Genomic DNA, 20542 nt, shown 5'->3' on the forward strand with positions numbered 1-20542 from the left:
TTCATAAGTAACTGTTTCTTTCCGGGCTCAGACATTAAAAAACGGGCGAAAAGCCCGTTTTATTTAATTTCAGTTCATTCTCTGTACAGCAAAAATTTTGCTTAAGCTCTCATCAGCCTCTGCGAGTTAACTGATCTTTCAGGTTTGGCGGCGTGCCTTTTATGGTCAGCGTATCGGTTTCCGGATCATAAAAAATCCTTTCACCTAACAACATACTGTCGAAGTTAATTGTCATGCCGCCACCAGAGCCAACATATTTAGTCAGTTTTCTTACTGCCGATCTGTCCGCCGGGAAGCTCTCTTCAAGTTCATAGCCACGATCCTGAGTGTAATCCAGGAAGCTAGTACCATCATCACCCACCGGCAATTCTCCGGACAGTTCTTTAACTTCAACTTCCTCGTTCGCCTTTAGCTGTTCGTTGCAGTAATCGTAAACCTGCTTACGGTACTCGTTCGCTTCTTCCTTATTAAGCTGCGAGTCTGAACAGAAATCTTCAACCGCCTGCATCAGAACCTGATTTTGCTGTTTGGTATCCAAACCTGTCTCAGCCTGGAGAAAATCCATAAAAAAGTCGGCAACCTTACGGCCTACTCTGCCTTTAATATAGGTCAGGTAGCGGTTTGATTCTGAATCCGCTTCATAGGTAGAAAGGTCAATTCTTGCCGCTATATCCATTTTATTGATATCAAGATAGTCGGTCGCACTGATATCCAGGCCGTCGGTCACCTTCAGGCTTTCGTTAGAAGGCAGCAGTGCAATAAACAGATAGTCAGTGGCAAGTGACTGATATTCCGCTAATACAAGGATACCTTCCTCGGCAAACGGGTATTTAGACAGCTCGTTTTTTAGGCGAACTGCGCAATTTTGTGAGAAAGGATAAAATTCTTGCTCTCCCTGGCGAAGTTCTTGCAACCACTGTTTAAATTCGCTGTCAGACTGAAAAGTACCAAAGCCTTTGCCGGCTTTGGCGTTGAAAACCCGGTGCAACTCTGCAACCAGGTTTTCAGAAAAAGAGTTGTGTTCAAGAGCGTCGTTTCTGTAATTAACGACCAGCTCGTCCTGATCATTTTTGGCTAACTGATGTAGAATAACGTTAGAAAGAGTAAGGCTCATAGCTAATAAATCACTGTTTAGGTTTCAGTTGTGAGGAATTGTAGGTTATCATAAGCCGCTTTTAGTATCATTATTTAGAGTCAATATGCCAATTACATCAAAATACAGCGATGACCAGATCGAACTCATCCTCAGCGAAGTCGCTGCCGTCCTTGAAAAGCACGGAGCAAACGCAGAGCTTACACTGATGATTGCAGGAAACATAGCTACAAACGTATTAAACGGAAATATCCCTGCAGCCCAGCGTAAGTCCATTGCAGAGAAGTTTGCTGAGGCATTACTGTCTTCAGTGGAAGAAGATAAGACTCACTAAAAGATCAAGAACTAAAAATAAATGGTAGATAGCGGAAACTCATACAACGATAAAGTCTCGAAAATGGTCGGGTGGGGCCACTGGTTTACTTTCTTTAACATTGTTGCGGCAATGTTAGTCGGTACTCGCTATATCACTCAGTCACCATGGCCGGAAACCCTGTTAGGTCAAACCTACCTCGCACTGTCGTGGGTTGGTCATTTCGGTTTTCTGGTTTTTGCACTGTATCTGCTGATACTGTTTCCGCTGACCTTTATCAGCCTTTCAAGAAAGCTGTTCCGTTTTATTGCCGTTTGTTTTTCTACAACAGGCCTGACTCTGCTACTGTTCGATACTCAGGCCTATCAACAGATTCACATACACCTGAACCCTATCATATGGGAAGTTTTGCTCGAAGGAGAGCAAAGCCCTATTGCTGCAGAACTGCAACAGCTGTTTATTGTTGTTCCTGTCATATTCCTGCTTGAACTGGCCCTTTCTGAGTGGGTATGGAGGAAACAGAGAAAGCTGCAGCATAAAAAGGTCGGCAGGCCCATCGCCGCACTCTTCTTTATCTGTTTTATCTCAAGCCACCTGACTTATATGTGGGCTGATGCCTTTTTGTATACGCCAATTACCAGTCAGAAGGCGAACTTCCCGCTTGCCTACCCGATGACAGCTAAAACCTTCATGGAGAAATACGGCCTGCTGGACCGGGAAGAGTACCTGCGCAAGAGAGAAGCAAGTGAGAACAAAGCTGAACTCATCAGTTACCCGACTGAGGAACTCAAATTCAGCAGCCGCCCGGTTAAACATAATATTCTTATGGTCATGGTGGATAACTTAAGATCCGACGCTCTGTCACCTGAAGCCATGCCAAATACATACGCCTTTGCAGCTGAAAATCAGCTATTTGGCAACCATTACAGTTCCAGTAATGATAACTATGGCGTGTTCGGACTGTTTTACGGTATTCCAAGCAGCTATAGCAGCAGTGTGAAAGCTCAGGAGAAACAACCTCTGTTTCTTCAGCTAGCCGGGGATAACGGATATAACTTCGGACTATTCAGCAGTTCTAATTTTGAAGAAAGCAGTTACCAGGATGCGATTTTCAAGTCTAAGCTGGCTGAAAATGCTTCAGTACAAGAGGCAAATCCTCAGGACAGCAATACCGTCGATAACTGGAAACTCTGGCTGGACAACGGACCGAATACCCCATGGTTCAGCTTTATCGAATTAACCACAGTCAACGATTTTGAAGACTTTGATGTTAAAGACGCATCTCTTGCGACACCTGCAGCGAAGCTGAGAGCCTCATACAATGCTGCGGTAAACAGTGTTGACACTCATATCGGCGCCATACTTGCCACTCTGGCAGAAAAAGAGGTACTGGATAACACGGTTGTTATTATCACCTCTAACCACGGTACAGAATTTAATGAGACCAAAACTAACAGCTGGGGCCACAACACAAACTACAGCAGTTATCAGCTAAAAGTACCGGTTGTCATGCACTGGCCGGAGAAAGAAGCCAAAGTCTATACACACAGATCCAGCCACTTCGACATATCAGTGACCCTGCTTCAGGAGCTGATGGGTGTGTCTTCCAACCCAAGCGAATACAGTAGCGGCCAGAATCTGTTTAACGAAGAACCAAGACGTTGGATATTAGCCGGAGACAGTCGTAAGATAGCGCTTATCACCGACAAGAGAACCACGGTTGTTGACCAGTACGGCAACTATAAAATATTCGACAGCAGTTATAAGCGTAAACGGGACGAAAACCCTAAATTATCTGTACTGATGCAGGGATTATCAGAGCTAAAACGCTTCTATACAAAAGAACAAGATTAACGGGATGTAGCGCAGTTTGGTAGCGCACCGTGCTGGGGGCGCGGTGGTCGCAGGTTCAAATCCTGTCATCCCGACCATATAAAAGGTAACTCAATACGCAGCAGAGAGTTACCTCCCCCTTTACCCACGCTGAGTTTCATTGTGGTACATTTAATCTACAACACCTCTTTGATTTCCTCTGATTTTTTACAATCGGTAAGTTCTTTACCATACTTTCTATATGGCCTGTTCAGTCGTGTTTGAGGGGGAAATTATGCCATGGTATCTAAATGAAACTTATATTGAAGCTGCCTACTACATTGGCACTGTACTGGGTATTTTATTTTTACTAAGGCCACTCAAAGGCTATTTCGAGACAAAAGCTTATAACTCGGCCAATCGCGAACGCATTATCAAGGCTTATGAAGAGGTACACGACAGCCCCTGCCCCGATTCCCGCTTTGAGATTTCTTTAAGTAAAGGTGATAAAACGATGATGGTGGTTGGCAGTGCGCTGCTTGCACTGGCAATTATGCATTTTATAGGGCAGTTCTGACGAAAGAAAAGAGGCTCAGATATACAGGCCTCCTTTCTACGCAATCCAGTCACTTTGCAGCGGTTAATCGACCAGTGTTGCCTGTTTTGCTATATAGTCAGGAAGATCTATCCCCCATTTGTGCAACAGACTTTTACTGAACATAAAACGCCCCTGCCCGCCGGTTTCCTGTCGCAGGCGCTTTCCTTTATTCGCCAGCATTTCCATTGCCATTTGTCCGGCCAGCTTGCCTTCCTCATAACCAAAGATGACATAACCACCGATATTTTTGTTCGCTCCGATAGAAAAGTCCCAGAAACCAAAAGGAGGGATCTCGGTATTCTTCGATGTCCAGTCAATCACCACTTCAGGATCAACATGCAAGCCACTGTCATCGTTTAATGTCTGATAAAGGCCGGCAATCAAAGCGTCATACCCCTGATCTTTCGCCGCTAATACGTATCTTTGCCACTCACTAAAACGACTTACCAGCTTTATATCCAGGTAGATACCAGAAAGGCGCATGGCGTCTTTCCCCTGGAAAATATCTTCCTTAATCACTCTGGCGGTTTCCTTTGAGTCAAGCAGCACCAGCACACGTTTTACCGGAAGCAACTTCTCAAGCATCAGGATTGAACGTCTGAGCAGAGGGCGCTCAATAACGCCGGTAAAATTAGGAGCCCCGACAACACCATATTTCCTCGGGTTGGCATTGATGCCAAGGTAAACAACCGGTGTGTCTGTTTTTAAAAGCATAGGAGCCAGGTATTTTAAGGCATTATCATCGCCCAGGATCACCAGTGTGGGATCCAGGTCCTGGTAAACCTTCCAGGCCGCTTCTGCACGCTCCTGATATTTTGACTCAGGCAGGCGCTTAGTATCCATCTCGAAGAAAACCAGCTCATGCTCCATACCGAGCATATCTTTCAGGCCCTGCTTGTAACTTTGATCCCAAAGATACTCGGCGTGATAGCTCTCAATGACTAAAATGGTACTAGCAGAAGTCAGAGGGCTCCACAGGAATAGCAGGAGCAGCGATAAACCTACAGATTTCATAATACGCATTCTGAAACCTCATACTGACAAACCGATTAATTACACTTTTAGTCTAGTTCAACTCCCGCCTTTCAACATGAATACCGATACTATTTTCCGGGAAAATCGGTTATTTTGGGCAAAAAAGAAACCGCTCGGAAATGAGCGGCTTCTTGTTGTCACAGGTAGCATAAGCGCAAAAACTACATCGCAGCTTTAACCACTCTTGCCAGGCGCTTAGCTGCTGCCTCCGGGCTGGCATTTTCATCATTGAAGAACTCGTTAACCACATCCATGACCGCGTTCTTAACATAACTGGTTGTCGACATATCCGCGGAAAGGCTTGGCAGCATATCAGGTGTGCCTTCCGCTCGTTTAAATGCTTTCATTGAATTCTGGGCGCACAGGTCAAATCCCTCCAGAGAAATATCTGTTCTGGCAGGCAAAGAACCCTTGCTGTAGTTAAATGCCTCCTGAAACGAATCTGACATGATCACTTTCGCCACATCTTTCTGTCCGGAAACATTTGAAGGGTCGTGTGTTTTAAAAAACACAAAGCTGTCGATGTTGTAACCGAAGGTATCTTCCGTTCCCGGCGCTGCAACACAAAGATAATCTTCTCCCGGCACCTTTCCGGCTACATTAAATTCGCCTTTAGCCCAGTCACCCATGATTTGCATCGCAGCGGTTCCGTCGATAACCATTTTAGTGGCAACGTTCCAGTCACGGCCTAATGCTTTGTCATCTATGTAATTACGCATTCTCTGGAAGGTGGCAAACACCTCAACCATTTTGTCACCGGAAAGCGTTGCCGAATCGAGCTCCACAAATGCTTTGTAATAGTCTTCGGCATCCAGCACCGCCATCGCCACCACATCAAACAGAGTCACGTTTTGCCATGCTTCAGAGCCGTGAGCCAGAGGAATGTAACCCGCTGCCTTTATGGTTTCTGCGACCAGGAAAAACTCATCCAGCGTTTTGGGAACAGGCAGGCTTAACTTTTTAAACAGCGGCGCGTTAATCCAGAGCTGATTCACCCTGTGCACATTAACCGGTGCGGCAACATATTTGCCTTTATACTTAACCGTTCTGGAAACCACCTCAGGAAGAAGTTCATCCCAGTGCTCCGTTTGAGCAACATCATCGATAGAACGAAGAAAGCCAAGCTGGCTCCACTCTTTAATATCGTATCCTTTGATCTGTGCCGATGTTGGAGGGTTACCGGAAACCGCGCGGGCTTTTAACACCATCATCGCGCTCTCACCACCGCCACCGGCGACAGAGAAGTCATTCCAGGTATAACCATCCTGCTCAATGGCATTTTTCAGGATTTCTGCGGACTGAGCTTCACCGCCGGACGTCCACCAGTGCAGCACTTCAACACCTTTTGCACCAGGTGCAACGCCTACTTCTTCAGAGGCCAGAGAAGCATTCACTCCCGACATCAAAAGAAGAAGTAAACTTAACTTACTTTTTCGCAGCACTTTAAAAGGACTCAATTTACTCTGTTTCATTTCACTGTATCTCTTGGCAGGGTTATTTCAACCTGCAAGCCACCTTCTTCACGATTACTAATGGTCAGTTTACCGCCATGCGCATTAACAATGCTTCTTGCGATCCCCATACCTAATCCGTGACCTGTGCTGTCCGTCGCCAAGCGGAAATAGGGTTTAAACACATCTTCCATGCGTTCTGAAGGTATTCCCGGACCTTCGTCCATTACGGTTAACTTAAGTAGTGCAGAAGTGTCTTCAATTACAACTACAACTCTGTCACCGTATTTCACTCCGTTATCAATAATATTGGTTAAACAGCGTTTTAGCGCCAGAGGCTTACACAAAAACGGATCTATTTTATCTTCGGAGAAGATAACATTCCGCTCGTCGGTATTGTGCCGCTCTGCGATGCTTTCAAGTATATCCATCACATCAACCTGAACCAGGTTTTCGTGGATGTCCGTATCTTTCACGATCTGCAACGCGCCTTTTACCATTAACTCCAGCTCATCCAGATCTTTATTGAATTTCAGCCCGCGCTGCTCATCTTCTATAAGCTCAGAGCGAATTCTGAGCCGGGTTATCGGCGTTTTAAGATCGTGTGATATTGCACTAAATAACCTTTCTCTGTCATCAATATGCCGCTTCAGCGCCTTTTGCATATGATTAAACGCCTGTGTTGCAGTAACCAGCTCTGAAGCGCCCTCTTCTTTTAGTGGCGGCTGGTCGATATCACGGCTAAGTGCATTTGCCGCCTTTGCCAGTCTTTTCAGCGGTTTAACCTGACGACGCACCATGGCGTAAGTAAAAGTCATCAAAAGTGCTGTGATAAAGACGATGAAAAACATCTGTTGTGTCGAAAGCACTTCATCTTCAAGCATCGAATAAGGAGAAGGAAGCAATGCCGCAATATACAGCCACTCTTTTTCTGCCATTTTTATCTGAACAACTAAAATGGGCGGATTCAGCGGCTCCAATGTCAGGGTATAGTGCGCCCAGGACTTAGGCAGATCACTTAAATAAGTTTCATTGGTCAGTACCCGCAGCGTTTCAGGCCTAGAAAACTCAACCAGGATATCGTTTTTATCGCTGACCTTTTCAAGCTTCTGCTCCAGCACGTCCCTAAACACCTGCTTAGCAACCGTTTTCATTTCATTGCTTCTTGCCGGATCTATCTTTATCTCTTCTTCATTAAATGAAACAAAGAAGCGCGTGCCACCAATATTCCTTAGCTGATTCAACACTACATGGCGATATTGCAACGGCAACGACTGAAAAAAGTTGGCAGTAGAAGCAAAGTTATTTGCCATACTGGTTGCCGTTGATTTCAGACCCTGCTGCCCCTGATATTTTGACTGATAGTACCAAATGGTAGTCGCAACAAGCTGGGCCAGAATGACGGACAATAAGGTAAGCCACAGTGTTCTCGATACCAGCGAGCGCGGTACCAGTTCCGAAGCACGCTGCTTTATCTGCTTATATACATCGCTGTAGTAATCAGCACTATCTTTAATCATCGTAGGTCACTTCTGCAGACAAGATATATCCGTCACCACGCATGGTCTTTATCAGCTTAGGGTTTTTACCGCTATCGCCCAGGCGGCCCCGAAGACGGGATAGCTGAACATCCAGGCCACGCTCTGTTGGCAGTGCATTCCGGCCTTTTATTGCCTGAGTAATGGTATCTCTGTCCAGAACCTGGTTCGGACTTTCAAGAAACAGCATCAGCAGGTTAAAGTCTTTTCCGGACAGCTCGAACTCTTCCTCATTTTCAAGATTTGTCAGCATATGAGTAAGCGTATTCAGTCTCCACTGAGCAAACTGAACAAATTTAGGTTTCGGCTTTTCTTCCTGTACACCACCACCACGGGTACGACGCAGCATTGCTTTTATTCTTGCATTTAACTGACGCGGGCTAAATGGCTTAGCAATATAATCATCCGCGCCAATTTCTAACCCGACAATCTGATCGGTTTCATCAGATACCGCCGTAAGCATAATAATAGGTACGTTGGAACTTTTACGAACGTATTGACACAAGGTGAAGCCATCATCCCCCGGCATCATAACATCCAGTAATATAAGGTCTGGCTCGCCTTCCAACAGGCGGCGTTTCATCTCTTCGCCTTCAGAGGCTAATACAACCGTATATCCGGCTTTAGTTAAATACTCATCCAGCAGTTCACGAATCTCAAAGTCATCGTCAACAACAAGTATTTTCTTCTTTACAGACATAGACCTAATCCTTCTTTCACGATAATACGGCGATGCTCGCTCACCATATATTCATTATAGTGTTATATCGTTGTTCATTTCCCACTTACATTCAGTAACCGCTTAGTAGGGTAAAGTAAGCGATTGTAACGTGAGACAACCATTTTAGTGCGTTATGTAACCTGATTCTATCATGGCTTTACCAGAAGATTACGTTGGATTGCACTCTGTTACGTTATGTTACATTGGGCGTGACCATGCCCTCGTTAAATCCGTTTAGAGAATTTTAATATATACCCCGTGAAGACAAGTTCGATAATTTTACGGATTTGTTGTTACGAAGAATATTATTCTTCAGTGCTTTATTCGCTAATTAAAATATTAAATCAGTTTAATAAACAATTTTATTAGTTAGCAAATAATCTAATACAAAAACTATATCGGGGTTTACGATGAACGTATTTAGTACAATGCAAAAAATGGGTCGCAGTCTAATGCTTCCTGTAGCATGTATGCCAGCTGCTGGTATCCTGCTTGGTATTGGTGGTAACTCAGAAGTTGCTAAGTTCCTGCCAGAAATCGTTGCACAAATCATGACTGAAGCTGGTCTTGGTGTGTTTGCAAACATGGCTCTACTATTCGCTATCGGTGTTGCTCTTGGCTTTGCTAAGAACGACGGTGTAGCAGCTCTTGCAGCAGGTCTTGGTTACCTGACAATGACACGAGTACTTGGCGTTGTAGCACCTGGCACTGATGTTGGTGTATTCGGCGGTGTTATCATGGGTCTGGTTGCAGCGGAACTATTTAACCGTTACCACACTATCAAGCTGCCAACCTACCTTGGTTTCTTCGGTGGTAAGCGTTTCGTACCTATCGTTACATCGCTTGCAGCGTGTGTAATGGCAGCTATCCTTGCTATCGTATGGCAACCAATCGGTGCTGGTATCGAAGCATTCTCTCACTGGGCTGCTTACCAGTCTCCGGAAGTTGCATTTGGTATCTACGGTATCGTTGAACGCTCTCTGATCCCATTCGGTCTGCACCACATCTGGAACGCACCATTCTTCTACGAAGTAGGTGAATTCACAACTGCAGCTGGTGAAGTTGTTAAAGGTGAAATCCCACGTTACCTTGCTGGTGACCCAACTGCTGGTAACCTGGCTGGTGGCTACATGTTCAAGATGTTCGGTCTGCCTGCAGCATGTCTTGCAATGTACGTAACTGCTAAGAGCGACAAGCAAAAAGTGGTAGCTTCAATCCTTGGTTCTGCTGCACTGACTTCGTTCCTGACAGGTATTACTGAGCCAATCGAATTCGCATTCCTATTCGTAGCTCCACTACTATACGTAGTTCACGCTCTACTAGCTGGTTCTGCATTCGTAGTAATGATTCTGATGGGTATTAAGCACGGTACTACATTCAGCCACGGTCTGTTCGACTTTACTCTACTGTTCGGTCAGTCTACAAACGGCATGATGCTACCAGTTATCGGTCTTGTATACGCAGCTATCTACTTCTTCGTATTCACAGCGCTAATCAAAGCGTTTGACCTGAAAACTCCTGGTCGTGAAGATGAGTCTGAGTCTCAGGTTGAAGTTAAGTCTGACAGCAGCGAGCTTGCTCAGGACATCACTACAGCATTCGGCGGCAAAGCTAACATCAAAGACCTGGACGCATGTATCACTCGTCTACGTGTAACAGTAAACGATGGCAGCAAAGTAGATACTGATAAACTGAAAGCACTAGGTGCAGCTGGCGTATTCGTTAAAGGCGATAACTTCCAGGCAGTATTCGGTACTCACTCTGAAATCATTAAAGGCCAGATGGAAGCACTAGCTTAATCCAAAGCCTATAAAAAACTGATAGTTACAGATACTCAAACCGGGCTGAAAAGCCCGGTTTTTTTATGCTCTTCATTTCTGGGTTAAAACAATGAACTGAGGGTCAGTTATGTTACAAGTCTTCTTAACTCATGCCTTTGTACTGAAAATTACTGTAACTTTTAGTACAGTAACTTTCAGTACAATAATTTCATTTAAGTGCAATCTTTAATGTAGGCAGTCCACCCGGCCAACCAACATTTTTTAAAAAATCTGCACACATTTTCAGCAAACAGTTAAATTAGGGGTTTACAAGTTTTTCATACCCTTATATTATGCCTCGCACACGGAGAGATGGCTGAGTGGTTGAAAGCACCGGTCTTGAAAACCGGCATACGTTAATAGCGTATCTAGGGTTCAAATCCCTATCTCTCCGCCACATTAAGAAGCCCGCTGAGAAATCAGCGGGCTTTTTCGTTTCTGCTTTTCTGTCTTTATTTCTGTCTAATTGCTGCTAGCTAAACAATGTACTGTTGTTTAGTTGTGTTTAGTTCCATTTATAATTGGCAGGACCACGTTACCTTAACATCGAAATTTCTTATTTTTAAAACATCACGCTTACTCTCCACTTACTAATCTATTAAGTGCACATCAACTATTTTTATATTGGAGTTAATAGTTTATGCATTCCTGATAACAACAATGGAGTTAAGCATGAAAACAATGTCTAAAGTTGGAAGCACTACTGCGCTGGCACTAACTCTTCTATCTGCAAACGTGTCCGCTGAAGAACAGTATCCTCTACCGGACGGGTACAATGATATTTACTTCGGTCTAACAAGTACTTTCGTAACTGTAGATTTCAAAGGCAGCTATTATGATGCAAGTGAAGACGATACGCTGTCAGGGAAAAAAGATATTCATGGCAATACACTACTCGGTGTTTTAGTCGGCTATCAATTTAACCCTTGGATGGCTGTAGAGGGAAGGGGCTACCGAAGCGTTGCTAATGGCAAGTGGTACGGTTTTCCAATAGATGTAACCGAATACTATGGCGTTTTTGGTCGAGCTATTTTGCCAGTATGCAAATATTTTAGCACATATGGCTTGGTAGGCTATGGTACCGGAACTATGGAAGGGTTTGGAGCCTCCGATACCGAAAATGACCTCGCTTATGGGTTAGGAGTAGAGTTTAATAAAGGAGGTCGAACCAGACTACAAGTAGAATGGGTTATGTACCATGACGAAAAGTACACGGTTAATTATTCTAATGGTGATATAGCTACTCTTGATGCAGAATTAAGCTCCATCAACGCCAACTTAGTTTGGAGTTTCTGATATATCGTTGCTGGGGTGGCTCTCCAGCAACAAACTTCTACTTTTTCAACTTCATCCTTTATCTACCGTCAAAATTGGCTTGTTCGCTCCCGGCTCGATTTTTTCAATACCTTCTCTCAATAGCTGCAATTCCTGCTTATAGCTCGCTTCTGAGAACCTAACTCCCCCTCCTTTCCCGCCCACGTAAACACCCGGTCAATTTTCTGCAAAATCACACCATATGCAGCCAATTTCATTTTTACTGCCATTAGAATGCGCACTAAACAATCCGAGCAATGAGTTACGAGGATACAATGAAAACACAGATCCCTCTTTATTGCGCGTCCGTTGCGGCGAGCATATGCACGACTTCTGCCTTTGCAAAAGAGGCGGAACTGCAGGATATGTCTGATCCTCTGGCGGTTTATACACAAGGCGGTGTAGGTATTACCGATAAAGGGTTTAATATCAAAATAGGTCAAAGCTACGATACCGGCAGTGCGTCAACTATGGCGATGAATGTTATTGAGATAAAAGGTATCGCTGGTGAAACCCTGGGGGTTCGTGATGACGATGAGGCAAAATATCAAAGCGTTGATGATTCTATTGACTCATTCAGGTTGCGTAATTTTAAAGTCGATTTAAATGATGGGCGTGGCAGCCAGTTAGATATTAGCTACAACAAAGACAAGGATACATTTACCGGCTCTTACAGCCTGATTCAGGCACTTCCCAGAATGGGGCCATTAAACTTCTATCCGCTTGCCGGAGTTGGTTTAGATGTGATGAACTCAGAGTCTTCCGCGTACCAGGGCCCGGATGCCGGTTCCGGTTATACGTTCCCCGGAACCTTTGCTGTGGTCGGTGTTTATTCAAAGCTAAAAGTCACAGATAAAATCTGGCTGAACTATAACCCTATGTATATGGTAACCCTCTCCGGAGCAACCTGGTATAAAGACGGAATTTATGCTGGTGACAGAGACATACTTGCCCACGAATTTGCAGCCTCTTATCAGATAAGCCCTCGCAGCAATATCCGCTACTTTGCGAACTGGAGCGACAAGGTAAACTTTGGCAGTGGTGATCACCGAATCGAATACAACTACCAGTTTTAGCCTGCAATAAACCACTCCGGCAAAGTAAGCAGATTTGCCGGAATCCAGGTGACAAATTAAGACCAAATCCACTACCCTATGAAAAATGGCATTTCATATGGAAAACGACAATGGATAAAGTTCTTATTACCGGAGCCAATCGCGGCATTGGCCTTGCGCTTGTCAAACAATACCTTAACTCGGGCTGGGAAGTATTCGCCACCTACCGCGATGCAGAGAGCGCATCTGAACTGCTTGCTCTCACCAAACAGCATCCGCAGCTTAGCAGTTATCAGTTGGATGTTACCGACTATCCGGCGATAGAAGCGCTGCAACCTAAGCTTCCGGCAATCGATCTGCTAATCAATAACGCTGGCTACTACGGCCCGAAAGGCTACGGCTTTGGAAATACAGATGTAGAAGAGTGGCGTAAAGTCTTCGAGATTAACTCCATTGCCCCTTTAAAGCTGGTTGAAACTCTTTATCCTAACCTTCTGCAAGGCCGGTTAAAGCGCGTTGCCTGCATCTCATCTAAAGTTGGCAGCATGACAGAGAATACTTCCGGAGGCGGATACATTTACCGTTCATCAAAAGCGGCAGTTAACTCTGTGGTAAAAAGCCTGAGCAACGATCTGAGCAAAGAAGACTTTACCGTGGTTGCACTGCATCCCGGTTGGGTTTTGACCGAGATGGGCGGGCCGAATGCTTTGATTTCCACTGAGGTCAGTACGGAAGGATTATTCTCAGTGATAGATAAGCTTAAGCCAGAAGATAGCGGACGTTTTCTGAACTACGACGGAACTGAAATTGCGTGGTAGAAAATGAAAGGGCGGCCACCTCGCCGCCCTAATTACTTAATATAAATAAGCCGATTAGTTAACTCTAAAGAACGCCAACAGCTCTTTCTGCTTATCTGCTTCCTGAGACAGCTCCTGACTTGCACGGGTACTTTCACCAATGCCAGCCACGTTCTGGTTAACCATCTCTACGGTAGATGAAATATTGCCTGAGATTTCATCCGTTACCGCAGACTGCTCATTCGACGCAGTGGCAACCAGAGAGTTCACTTCTGAAATGGTGTTTACAGACTGAGAGATACCTTCAAAGGCTTCCCTAACCTTCTGTGCCAGATGCTGAGACTCATCCACCAGCTCTGCATTGGACTGCATATATTTATTTGCCTTACCGGCCTGCTCCTGCAGCTTGGTGATGATTTCCTGGATGTCGATGGTTGACTGCTGCGTTTTCGCAGCCAGTGAACGAACTTCATCTGCAACCACGGCAAAACCGCGTCCGTGCTCACCGGCACGTGCCGCTTCAATTGCAGCGTTCAGCGCCAGCAGGTTGGTCTGCTCAGAAATTCCGTTGATAACATCGATAACCGCACCGATTTCGGTAGAGTAAGTGTTTAACTGGTTAACAATATCTGCAGACTCGCGTACCGACTCACCAATCTTCACAGAGATTTCATCGGAATTGCCAAGAGAGTCATGTCCATCAGTGACATTTTGCATCGCCTCGGTTGCTGATGTTTCTGCGTTGGTTGCATTCTGTGTCATCTCTAGCGCCGTACTCGACATTTCGTTCACTGCTGCCGCTACCTGCTCAACCTGCATCAGCATGGTCTGAGAGTTGCTGTCTGCCTGAGTCATGGTAGATGCCAGTGTTTCAGATGAACCCGCCACATTATCAGCCACAGATGACAACTGGCTTAGCGTTGAAGCAAGCTGCTCAGCTGTTTTGTTGTAGCTGTCGGCAAGCATACCCAGTTCGTTTTCACCCTGGTTGGGTACACGTACCGTCAGGTCACCTTCAGACATTTGGGTCATGGCCGTCTGAACTGAAGTAATTGCCACCGTAAGGTTTCTCGAAATATAAAGAGCGATAAGCACAACAACAATAGTTACGGCAACCAGCAGGCCAATCATAAGATTCACAGCGCGGTCATAAATAATATCACCGTGCTCACTTGCCTCTGCTGCTGACTTTTCATTCAGATCAGACAGTTTCAGCAGAGTTTCAGAGTACTTGTTGTAAGCATTCAGGGAAGCACCAAGGAAAAGCTCCTTCGCTTCAACATTTTTATTTTGCTCAGACAGAGCAAGCAGGTTTTTCTGAATGCTCAGATATTCCTTATAAGCTCTTTGGAACTCATCAAGCAAAGAGCGCTCTTCAGAGCTGGAAACCAGCTTGCTGTAGGCCGCAACAGAGTCATCCACATCCTGCTGAACCTGTTTAATCTTAGAATCTGCTTCCCGGATTTGACCTGCATCCGTAGAAATAATATGCACGGCCTCTTCATTACGAAGGTCGGCTGTCTGAGTGTTAATTCGTTCAACTAACTGAACGGAAGGCAGCCAGTTAGTTGAAATAATAGTCGACTGCTCATTAATCTCATCCATCTCAGATATGGACATAAGCAACAGACCGATAAGCGCTACAACCGGGATGGCGAATCCCCCGACTAGCAGGTTACTGATTTTTATATTTTTCATGGAACTCCCCGTACGGCATCTAACTTGCTAGCATAACAACAATGTACTTCATTAAAATTACTACACGAAATATTAATGAGATTAATCAGAACGAACTGTTATAAACATCAAACATTCACTATTTAAATAAGACTAGTTTGCGCTTTGCTATAACTCAATGAAGCTCTCTGCTCTCTTTTGATAACCACTCAATTAAATCTGGTTCGGCCAGAGGACGACTGAAATAATAACCTTGGGCCTTTTTACAGCCGATAGTGCGTAGCATCTCCGCCTGTTGCTCGCTTTCAACGCCTTCAGCGATGACATCTATGTTCATACTGCTTGCCATGGCAAGAACGGCTTCAACCAACTCCAGGTCTTTATTGTCTTCCGGTATATCCTGAATAAACTCTTTATCGACTTTCAAGATATTAAAGGGATAGTTTCGTACATAACTTAGCGAAGAGTAACCTGTGCCAAAATCATCCATCGCAAGCAGTACGCCTTTTTCCGCCAGCTCCTGTAGCGCCTTTTCACTCTGCTCAGAGCGATTCATCAGGACACCTTCTGTTATCTCCAGCACCAGCCTGTTTGGCGGCAGTTGATAGCGCTCCAGCATATCCAACACCAGAGGGATAAAGTCTGACTGGTTCAACTGCACAGGAGAGACATTCACGGTGACGGAAAAGGCTTCATCAAACTTTTTGCTCAGCCAGGCGCACGATTCAATGGCGTTTTTAAGGATGAACTCACCAAGCGGGTTGATAAAGCCGTTATGCTCTGCCAGAGAAATAAACTCATCCGGCGGGATCACACCGTGCTTCTGGTTATTCCATCTTGCCAGTACCTCAAACTTTCTGACTGCCCCGGTATCCAGTTGAACAATCGGCTGAAAAGCAAGACTGATTTCCCTTCTTTCTAAAGAAAGGGCAAGCTCTTCTTCCAGCAGCAGTCGTCTGGTCATATGCTCATTCATGGTCTCGGAAAAGAAATTGAAATGATTTCTTCCCTGCCGTTTCGATACATACATGGCTGTATCTGCTTTACGCAGCAGTTCGTCCGGGGTATCACCGTCTTCCGGATAGCAGGAAACCCCGATACTCATAGTGGTTCTGTGAGTCAGGCCGTCAAGGTGGTAAGGCTCTTTGGTTGCCTTTAACAAATGGGAGCAGAATGCTTCTATATCATCCTGACTTCCTACCCTGTCTGTGATAATAACGAACTCATCGCCACCAAAGCGGCTGATAAAATCGGTTTTTCGAATAACCGATTTTAGCCGGCTTGCCACTGAAATCAGCAGACTGTCGCCAACAGCATGACCCAGCGTATCGTTTACTTTTTTAAAATCATCAAGGTCAATAAACAGCACGGAAAAGTGACTTCGCTGAGAGTGCTGACTACCCGCGATTTTCTGCTCCAGCTGTGTAACCAGCGAAGCCCGGTTAGAAATCTGGGTTAACTCATCGTGCTGAGAGCGGTATTCAAGCAGCTCCGTCCTCTCCTTCACTTTGCGGTTTAGCTGGTAGTTCCAGACAGAAAACAGAATCACAACGATAAGTAATGCAACCAGAATACTGCTTGCGCCAAGGATCCACTCCTGCGGGATCCCGCTGCTCACCTCTACACGTATCCAGCGTGAGTAAATTTCCGCTTTTTCCTGAGATGAAATAGTCGCAAGCGCTTTATCCAGGATCCTCTTTAACTCAGGCCAGTCACTGCGGACGGCCATGGCTAACTCATACTTATAATCGGTATCGCCCGAGATCCTCAGGTTCGTCAGTCCCTGCTCCTGAATAATATAACTGGAAGTGGCAATATTGCCGACAAAGGCAAAAGCTTCCCCCTGACTGACTGCTTTTAAGGCGCTCACGGCATTTTTATATGGCAGCAATTCCATTGCCGGCTGCTCACTACTGAGCATCTCATGCGATGCATAGCCATCGATAACCGCCACTTTTTTCCCCGCAAGGCCCTCTGTTCCCGGTACAAAATTCACAGAATTATTGGTCACAATACCCATGGAGTTGGTGACATAGGGAACCGTAAACTCGGCAAACTGTTTTCTGTATGGCGTCGGCATCGCCATAGGAATAAGGTCGATCTTGCGCTCCCTGATACCATCAAGAACCCGGTTCCATGATGAGGTGTTGACCAGCACAAGCTCAATATTCAGTTTCTTTGCAACAAGGTCCAGAAAATCCGCCGCAATCCCCTCATGCTGACCATCATCGTTGAAATATTCCAATGGGGGCCAGTCCGGTGTACTGGAAAAGCGTATGGTCGGGTGTTCATCAAGCCACTTTTTTTCAGCCGGAGTTAACCGGACCGTATCCGTTACCATTCTTTTTTCGATAACATCGCCAAGAATCGCGTGAAATTCCTGGCTTGATACGCTGTCCAGCGCAACCTGAAGTATCCGGGTTAATTCAGGCCAATCCTTACGTACACCAATAGATAATACCGAGCCGCTCTTGCCCGCCCTGCTATGTACTTTTAATGTAGAGATCAGCTCATTGTAGATAATGTTATTGGCAACGGCTCTGTTTCCGATGTAGGCATCCGCCTCTCCCATTGCCACTGCACCCAGAGCTTCAGAAGTCCCCGCATATTCCGTGATATTGATCTCCGGATAGTTTTCTCTGTAAAAGGTGACGTTTCCAAATCCTTTTTCCAGTGCAATGGTTTTTCCGGTTAACGCTTTCTCATTCTGATAATAAGGTGGCTCATCCCTGCCAATAATTACATGAGGAATCGTAAGATAAGGCTTGGTAAAATTGAAAAAGGGCTCTCGCGACGCTTTTGGTGTTATATCCAAAACAGCATCAAGTTTTTTGTCAATGACACCCTGATAAATATCCGGCCAGTCACCACTCACCTGCTTAAGCCGGTTTCCCAGTCGCTGATTAAGTAAATCGATAAAGGCAACACCAAAGCCGTCGGCCTGCCCCTTCTGATTTATAAAGTTGATTGGAGGCCAGTCATCCATTGCACCAAGTTGTATCTCAGGGTGCTCGTTCAGCCATTCAATCTGCTCACCGGATAAGGGCAGAGGCAGCTTTTCAGCAGGAATAATAAGATCACGGGAAACTGCATTGTAAGAAAACGCAAACAGACAAGCGAAGGAGATAAGAAAGCGGGCTAGTGTTTTGGCGATATACATCGTGGCGTTGTTTATTCCTCTGACCTGAGAGTTATACCTATCCCAGCAATTATCTTTGGTCAAAACCAATCAATTAGTTAAATTATTAATTCAAACTAATATATCTGAGTAATCATACAAATTAAGGTGTTTTTTACATGACCAAATGCGGATTAGTAAGTATGGAATAAAGATCACACAAGAGCATACGCCACTAGTTGCGCTTTTTCTTTCTTGGTGCTCTATTTTTCCTTACCGGACGCTGTGTCTGATATTTTGACAGCTCCCTGAAGGATTCTGGAACAGAAGTTGTCTGCACATTGTGAACCAATAGATTAATGCGGCTAATCATAGATTCGATAAATGGCTGATAGCTGGTTTTCTTCTCCACCATAAGTTGCAACTGGTGCTCCCAGTTCGCCGTCATATCCGGGTAGGTAGACTCATCCGGCAGCGCATGAATAAGGCCACGGCCAACCTCGGTACTTAGCACCATTTTTCCGCTGCGTTTAAGCAACTGACGCTTAAATAAGGTGTCCAGAATTCCGGCACGGGTAGCCTCTGTTCCGAGGCCATCGGTCTCTCTGAGTATTTTTTTCAGCTCTTTATCTTCCACAAACCGGGCGATTCCTGTCATGGCCTGAAGCAGAGTCGCTTCAGTAAAGTGCTTTGGCGGCTCTGTTTTCCGCTCTTTGATCTCTCCTTCCCGGCAAACCAGCTCAGCCCCTTTTGCCAAAGGAGGGACGGTATCAATTCCTTCATCCTGCTCCTTCTGATTCCCCATCAGCACTTTCCAGCCCGCTTTAACCAGCTGTCTGCCACGGGCAATAAAAGTGCCTCCGGCAATATCAAATACCAGCTTAGCTTCGGCAAAGACTGCTGGCGGATAAAACTGAATCAGGTATTGTCTGGCAATCAGCTGATACACCTTCATTTCGTTACCGGATAACGCATTAACGGACGCTTTTTTAGGCGTTGGAATAATAGCGTGGTGCGCATCCACTTTACTGTCATTCCAGGCTTTGGATTTTAATGAGAGATCAGCGTTGCTGACGGCGCTTTGCATCTCTTTAGCATTATTGGCAACAGCATCTAAAACCGAAGCGGCCTGCCCATAGTGCTCCTTTGGCAGATAACGGCTGTCTGAACGCGGGTAGGTAATTAATTTATGTTTCTCATAAAGCGACTGACAGATGGTAAGTACATCCTGAGCACTCAGGCCATAACGCTTCGCCGCATCAATCTGAAGTGCAGACAAAGAGTAAGGAAGAGGTGCAAACTGTTTCGATTCTTTTTGCTCTGATTCGGTTACGATGGCCGGCTGGCCTTTAATCCGGCTGGCGACATTTTCAACCAGATTACGGTTTAGTACCCTTCCTTCTTCATCCTGCCATGGCTTGCAAGCTTCACTGGGTTTCCACTTCGCTCTGATATCAAAGGCTTCACCCTTGTTTTGGTAAGGGATTAGCGCATGCAGTGTGTAGTAATCCTTGGGAACGAAGCTTTCGATTTCTTCATCACGACGCACCACCAGGCCAAGTACGGGAGTCTGGACCCGGCCAACCGATAATACACCCTTATATCCGGCTTTCTGACCAAGCAGGGTATAAGCACGGGACATATTCATACCGTACAGCCAGTCAGCCCTTGAACGGGCAAGCGCAGAAACGGAAAGAGAGACAAACTCGCGGTTACTGCGCATCTTCTCCAGCGCCCGTTTTACCGCTGGTAGGTTAAGGTCACTGATTAGCAGGCGTTCTATCTGAGCTTTCTTGGCTTTGCTCACTTTGAGGTAATCAATCACCTCATCCACCAGCAGCTGTCCTTCTCTGTCCGGGTCTCCGGCATGCACAATATGACTGGCATCTTTGATCAGTTTACGGATCACCGTTAGCTGTTTGCTGGCACTTTTTCTCGGCCTTAACTGCCACTGCCCGGGGACAATAGGCAGATCAGCCATATTCCACTTTTTATAGCGCTCGTCATAGGCATCTGGCTCCACCTGCTCAAGAAGGTGTCCGATACACCAGGTCACCACATCTCCATTGCCACAACGGATATAGCCCTGCTCCTTTTTCTGCGGATTGGGCAGCGCAGAAGCAATGGCTCTTCCAAGGCTTGGTTTTTCGGCAATAAAAAGTCGTGACATTTTCAGGTATACAGCAGGAAAAAACAGAGG

At 45.5% G+C, this 20542-nt stretch carries 15 protein-coding genes and 2 tRNA genes; 9 read left to right on the top strand and 8 right to left on the bottom strand.

All coding sequences use genetic code 11. From position 1 onward, the window contains the following. Nucleotides 1-112: 112 nt before the first annotated feature. Entirely contained in the window at nt 113-1114 is a 1002-nt protein-coding gene (yejK, locus tag L3Q72_RS09775) for a nucleoid-associated protein YejK (RefSeq protein WP_275129762.1), read from the bottom strand. 85 nt (nt 1115-1199) lie between these two features. Between yejK and L3Q72_RS09780 the strand changes: the two genes are divergently transcribed. From L3Q72_RS09780 to L3Q72_RS09795, 4 genes are all read left to right on the top strand, one after another. Then, complete coding sequence (locus tag L3Q72_RS09780; protein WP_275129763.1) at nt 1200-1427, top strand: YejL family protein; 228 nt, start codon at nt 1200-1202, stop codon at nt 1425-1427. 21 nt (nt 1428-1448) lie between these two features. Beyond that, the gene (locus L3Q72_RS09785; RefSeq protein ID WP_275129764.1) at nt 1449-3260 is read left to right on the top strand and encodes a DUF3413 domain-containing protein; all 1812 of its coding nucleotides are present in this window, start codon (nt 1449-1451) and stop codon (nt 3258-3260) included. Beyond that, nucleotides 3261-3337: transfer RNA gene (locus tag L3Q72_RS09790), tRNA-Pro, on the top strand. Nucleotides 3338-3513: 176 nt separating this feature from the next. Then, the gene (locus L3Q72_RS09795) at nt 3514-3795 is read left to right on the top strand and encodes a hypothetical protein (protein WP_275129765.1); all 282 of its coding nucleotides are present in this window, start codon (nt 3514-3516) and stop codon (nt 3793-3795) included. Nucleotides 3796-3858: 63 nt separating this feature from the next. On the opposite strand, the gene L3Q72_RS09800 is transcribed toward L3Q72_RS09795, so the two are convergent. The 4 genes from L3Q72_RS09800 to L3Q72_RS09815 all read right to left on the bottom strand — a co-directional run bounded on the left by L3Q72_RS09800 (nt 3859) and on the right by L3Q72_RS09815 (nt 8540). Continuing rightward, nucleotides 3859-4839, bottom strand: a complete 981-nt coding sequence (locus L3Q72_RS09800) for a hypothetical protein (protein WP_275129766.1) — start codon at nt 4837-4839, stop codon at nt 3859-3861. Nucleotides 4840-5012: 173 nt separating this feature from the next. Further along, the gene (locus L3Q72_RS09805; RefSeq protein WP_275129767.1) at nt 5013-6323 is read right to left on the bottom strand and encodes an ABC transporter substrate-binding protein; all 1311 of its coding nucleotides are present in this window, start codon (nt 6321-6323) and stop codon (nt 5013-5015) included. After that, on the bottom strand, nt 6320-7822 hold the full coding sequence (locus tag L3Q72_RS09810; RefSeq protein WP_275129768.1) for an ATP-binding protein: 1503 nt from the start codon (nt 7820-7822) through the stop codon (nt 6320-6322). Before L3Q72_RS09810 ends, L3Q72_RS09805 begins: the two co-directional genes overlap by 4 nt. Further along, a complete protein-coding gene (locus L3Q72_RS09815; RefSeq protein ID WP_275129769.1) occupies nt 7815-8540 on the bottom strand; it encodes a response regulator transcription factor in 726 nt (241 codons plus the stop codon). Before L3Q72_RS09815 ends, L3Q72_RS09810 begins: the two co-directional genes overlap by 8 nt. A gap of 431 nt (nt 8541-8971) precedes the next feature. Between L3Q72_RS09815 and ptsG the strand changes: the two genes are divergently transcribed. The 5 genes from ptsG (at nt 8972) to L3Q72_RS09840 (ending at nt 13568) form a co-directional block, all read left to right on the top strand. After that, on the top strand, nt 8972-10360 hold the full coding sequence (gene ptsG, locus L3Q72_RS09820; RefSeq protein WP_275129770.1) for a PTS glucose transporter subunit IIBC: 1389 nt from the start codon (nt 8972-8974) through the stop codon (nt 10358-10360). A 327-nt stretch (nt 10361-10687) separates the two neighbouring features. After that, nucleotides 10688-10778, top strand: a tRNA-Ser gene (locus L3Q72_RS09825). Nucleotides 10779-11053: 275 nt separating this feature from the next. Next, nucleotides 11054-11677 (top strand): outer membrane beta-barrel protein, encoded by a 624-nt coding sequence (locus L3Q72_RS09830; RefSeq protein ID WP_275129771.1) that lies wholly within the window; start codon nt 11054-11056, stop codon nt 11675-11677. Between the two features lie 275 nt (nt 11678-11952). Further along, complete coding sequence (locus L3Q72_RS09835; RefSeq protein WP_275129772.1) at nt 11953-12771, top strand: hypothetical protein; 819 nt, start codon at nt 11953-11955, stop codon at nt 12769-12771. A 110-nt stretch (nt 12772-12881) separates the two neighbouring features. After that, the gene (locus L3Q72_RS09840; RefSeq protein WP_275129773.1) at nt 12882-13568 is read left to right on the top strand and encodes an SDR family oxidoreductase; all 687 of its coding nucleotides are present in this window, start codon (nt 12882-12884) and stop codon (nt 13566-13568) included. A 54-nt stretch (nt 13569-13622) separates the two neighbouring features. On the opposite strand, the gene L3Q72_RS09845 is transcribed toward L3Q72_RS09840, so the two are convergent. From L3Q72_RS09845 to L3Q72_RS09855, 3 genes are all read right to left on the bottom strand, one after another. Further along, the gene (locus L3Q72_RS09845) at nt 13623-15245 is read right to left on the bottom strand and encodes a methyl-accepting chemotaxis protein (RefSeq protein WP_275129774.1); all 1623 of its coding nucleotides are present in this window, start codon (nt 15243-15245) and stop codon (nt 13623-13625) included. Between the two features lie 154 nt (nt 15246-15399). Then, complete coding sequence (locus tag L3Q72_RS09850) at nt 15400-18384, bottom strand: transporter substrate-binding domain-containing protein (protein ID WP_275129775.1); 2985 nt, start codon at nt 18382-18384, stop codon at nt 15400-15402. A gap of 193 nt (nt 18385-18577) precedes the next feature. Further along, nucleotides 18578-20512 (bottom strand): DNA topoisomerase III, encoded by a 1935-nt coding sequence (locus tag L3Q72_RS09855; RefSeq protein ID WP_275129776.1) that lies wholly within the window; start codon nt 20510-20512, stop codon nt 18578-18580. Nucleotides 20513-20542: the final 30 nt, after the last annotated feature.

The organism is Vibrio sp. JC009 (genome assembly GCF_029016485.1).
GTDB lineage: Bacteria > Pseudomonadota > Gammaproteobacteria > Enterobacterales > Vibrionaceae > Vibrio.

Excerpts from the sequence above, each read along its gene's own strand:
- yejK (WP_275129762.1), bottom strand. The coding sequence starts at position 1,114 with ATGAGCCTTACTCTTTCTAACGTTATTCTACATCAGTTAGCCAAAAAT.
- L3Q72_RS09780 (WP_275129763.1), top strand. The coding sequence starts at position 1,200 with ATGCCAATTACATCAAAATACAGCGATGACCAGATCGAACTCATCCTC.
- L3Q72_RS09785 (WP_275129764.1), top strand. The coding sequence starts at position 1,449 with ATGGTAGATAGCGGAAACTCATACAACGATAAAGTCTCGAAAATGGTC.
- L3Q72_RS09795 (WP_275129765.1), top strand. The coding sequence starts at position 3,514 with ATGCCATGGTATCTAAATGAAACTTATATTGAAGCTGCCTACTACATT.
- L3Q72_RS09800 (WP_275129766.1), bottom strand. The coding sequence starts at position 4,839 with ATGCGTATTATGAAATCTGTAGGTTTATCGCTGCTCCTGCTATTCCTG.
- L3Q72_RS09805 (WP_275129767.1), bottom strand. The coding sequence starts at position 6,323 with ATGAAACAGAGTAAATTGAGTCCTTTTAAAGTGCTGCGAAAAAGTAAG.
- L3Q72_RS09810 (WP_275129768.1), bottom strand. The coding sequence starts at position 7,822 with ATGATTAAAGATAGTGCTGATTACTACAGCGATGTATATAAGCAGATA.
- L3Q72_RS09815 (WP_275129769.1), bottom strand. The coding sequence starts at position 8,540 with ATGTCTGTAAAGAAGAAAATACTTGTTGTTGACGATGACTTTGAGATT.
- ptsG (WP_275129770.1), top strand. The coding sequence starts at position 8,972 with ATGAACGTATTTAGTACAATGCAAAAAATGGGTCGCAGTCTAATGCTT.
- L3Q72_RS09830 (WP_275129771.1), top strand. The coding sequence starts at position 11,054 with ATGAAAACAATGTCTAAAGTTGGAAGCACTACTGCGCTGGCACTAACT.
- L3Q72_RS09835 (WP_275129772.1), top strand. The coding sequence starts at position 11,953 with ATGAGTTACGAGGATACAATGAAAACACAGATCCCTCTTTATTGCGCG.
- L3Q72_RS09840 (WP_275129773.1), top strand. The coding sequence starts at position 12,882 with ATGGATAAAGTTCTTATTACCGGAGCCAATCGCGGCATTGGCCTTGCG.
- L3Q72_RS09845 (WP_275129774.1), bottom strand. The coding sequence starts at position 15,245 with ATGAAAAATATAAAAATCAGTAACCTGCTAGTCGGGGGATTCGCCATC.
- L3Q72_RS09850 (WP_275129775.1), bottom strand. The coding sequence starts at position 18,384 with ATGTATATCGCCAAAACACTAGCCCGCTTTCTTATCTCCTTCGCTTGT.
- L3Q72_RS09855 (WP_275129776.1), bottom strand. The coding sequence starts at position 20,512 with ATGTCACGACTTTTTATTGCCGAAAAACCAAGCCTTGGAAGAGCCATT.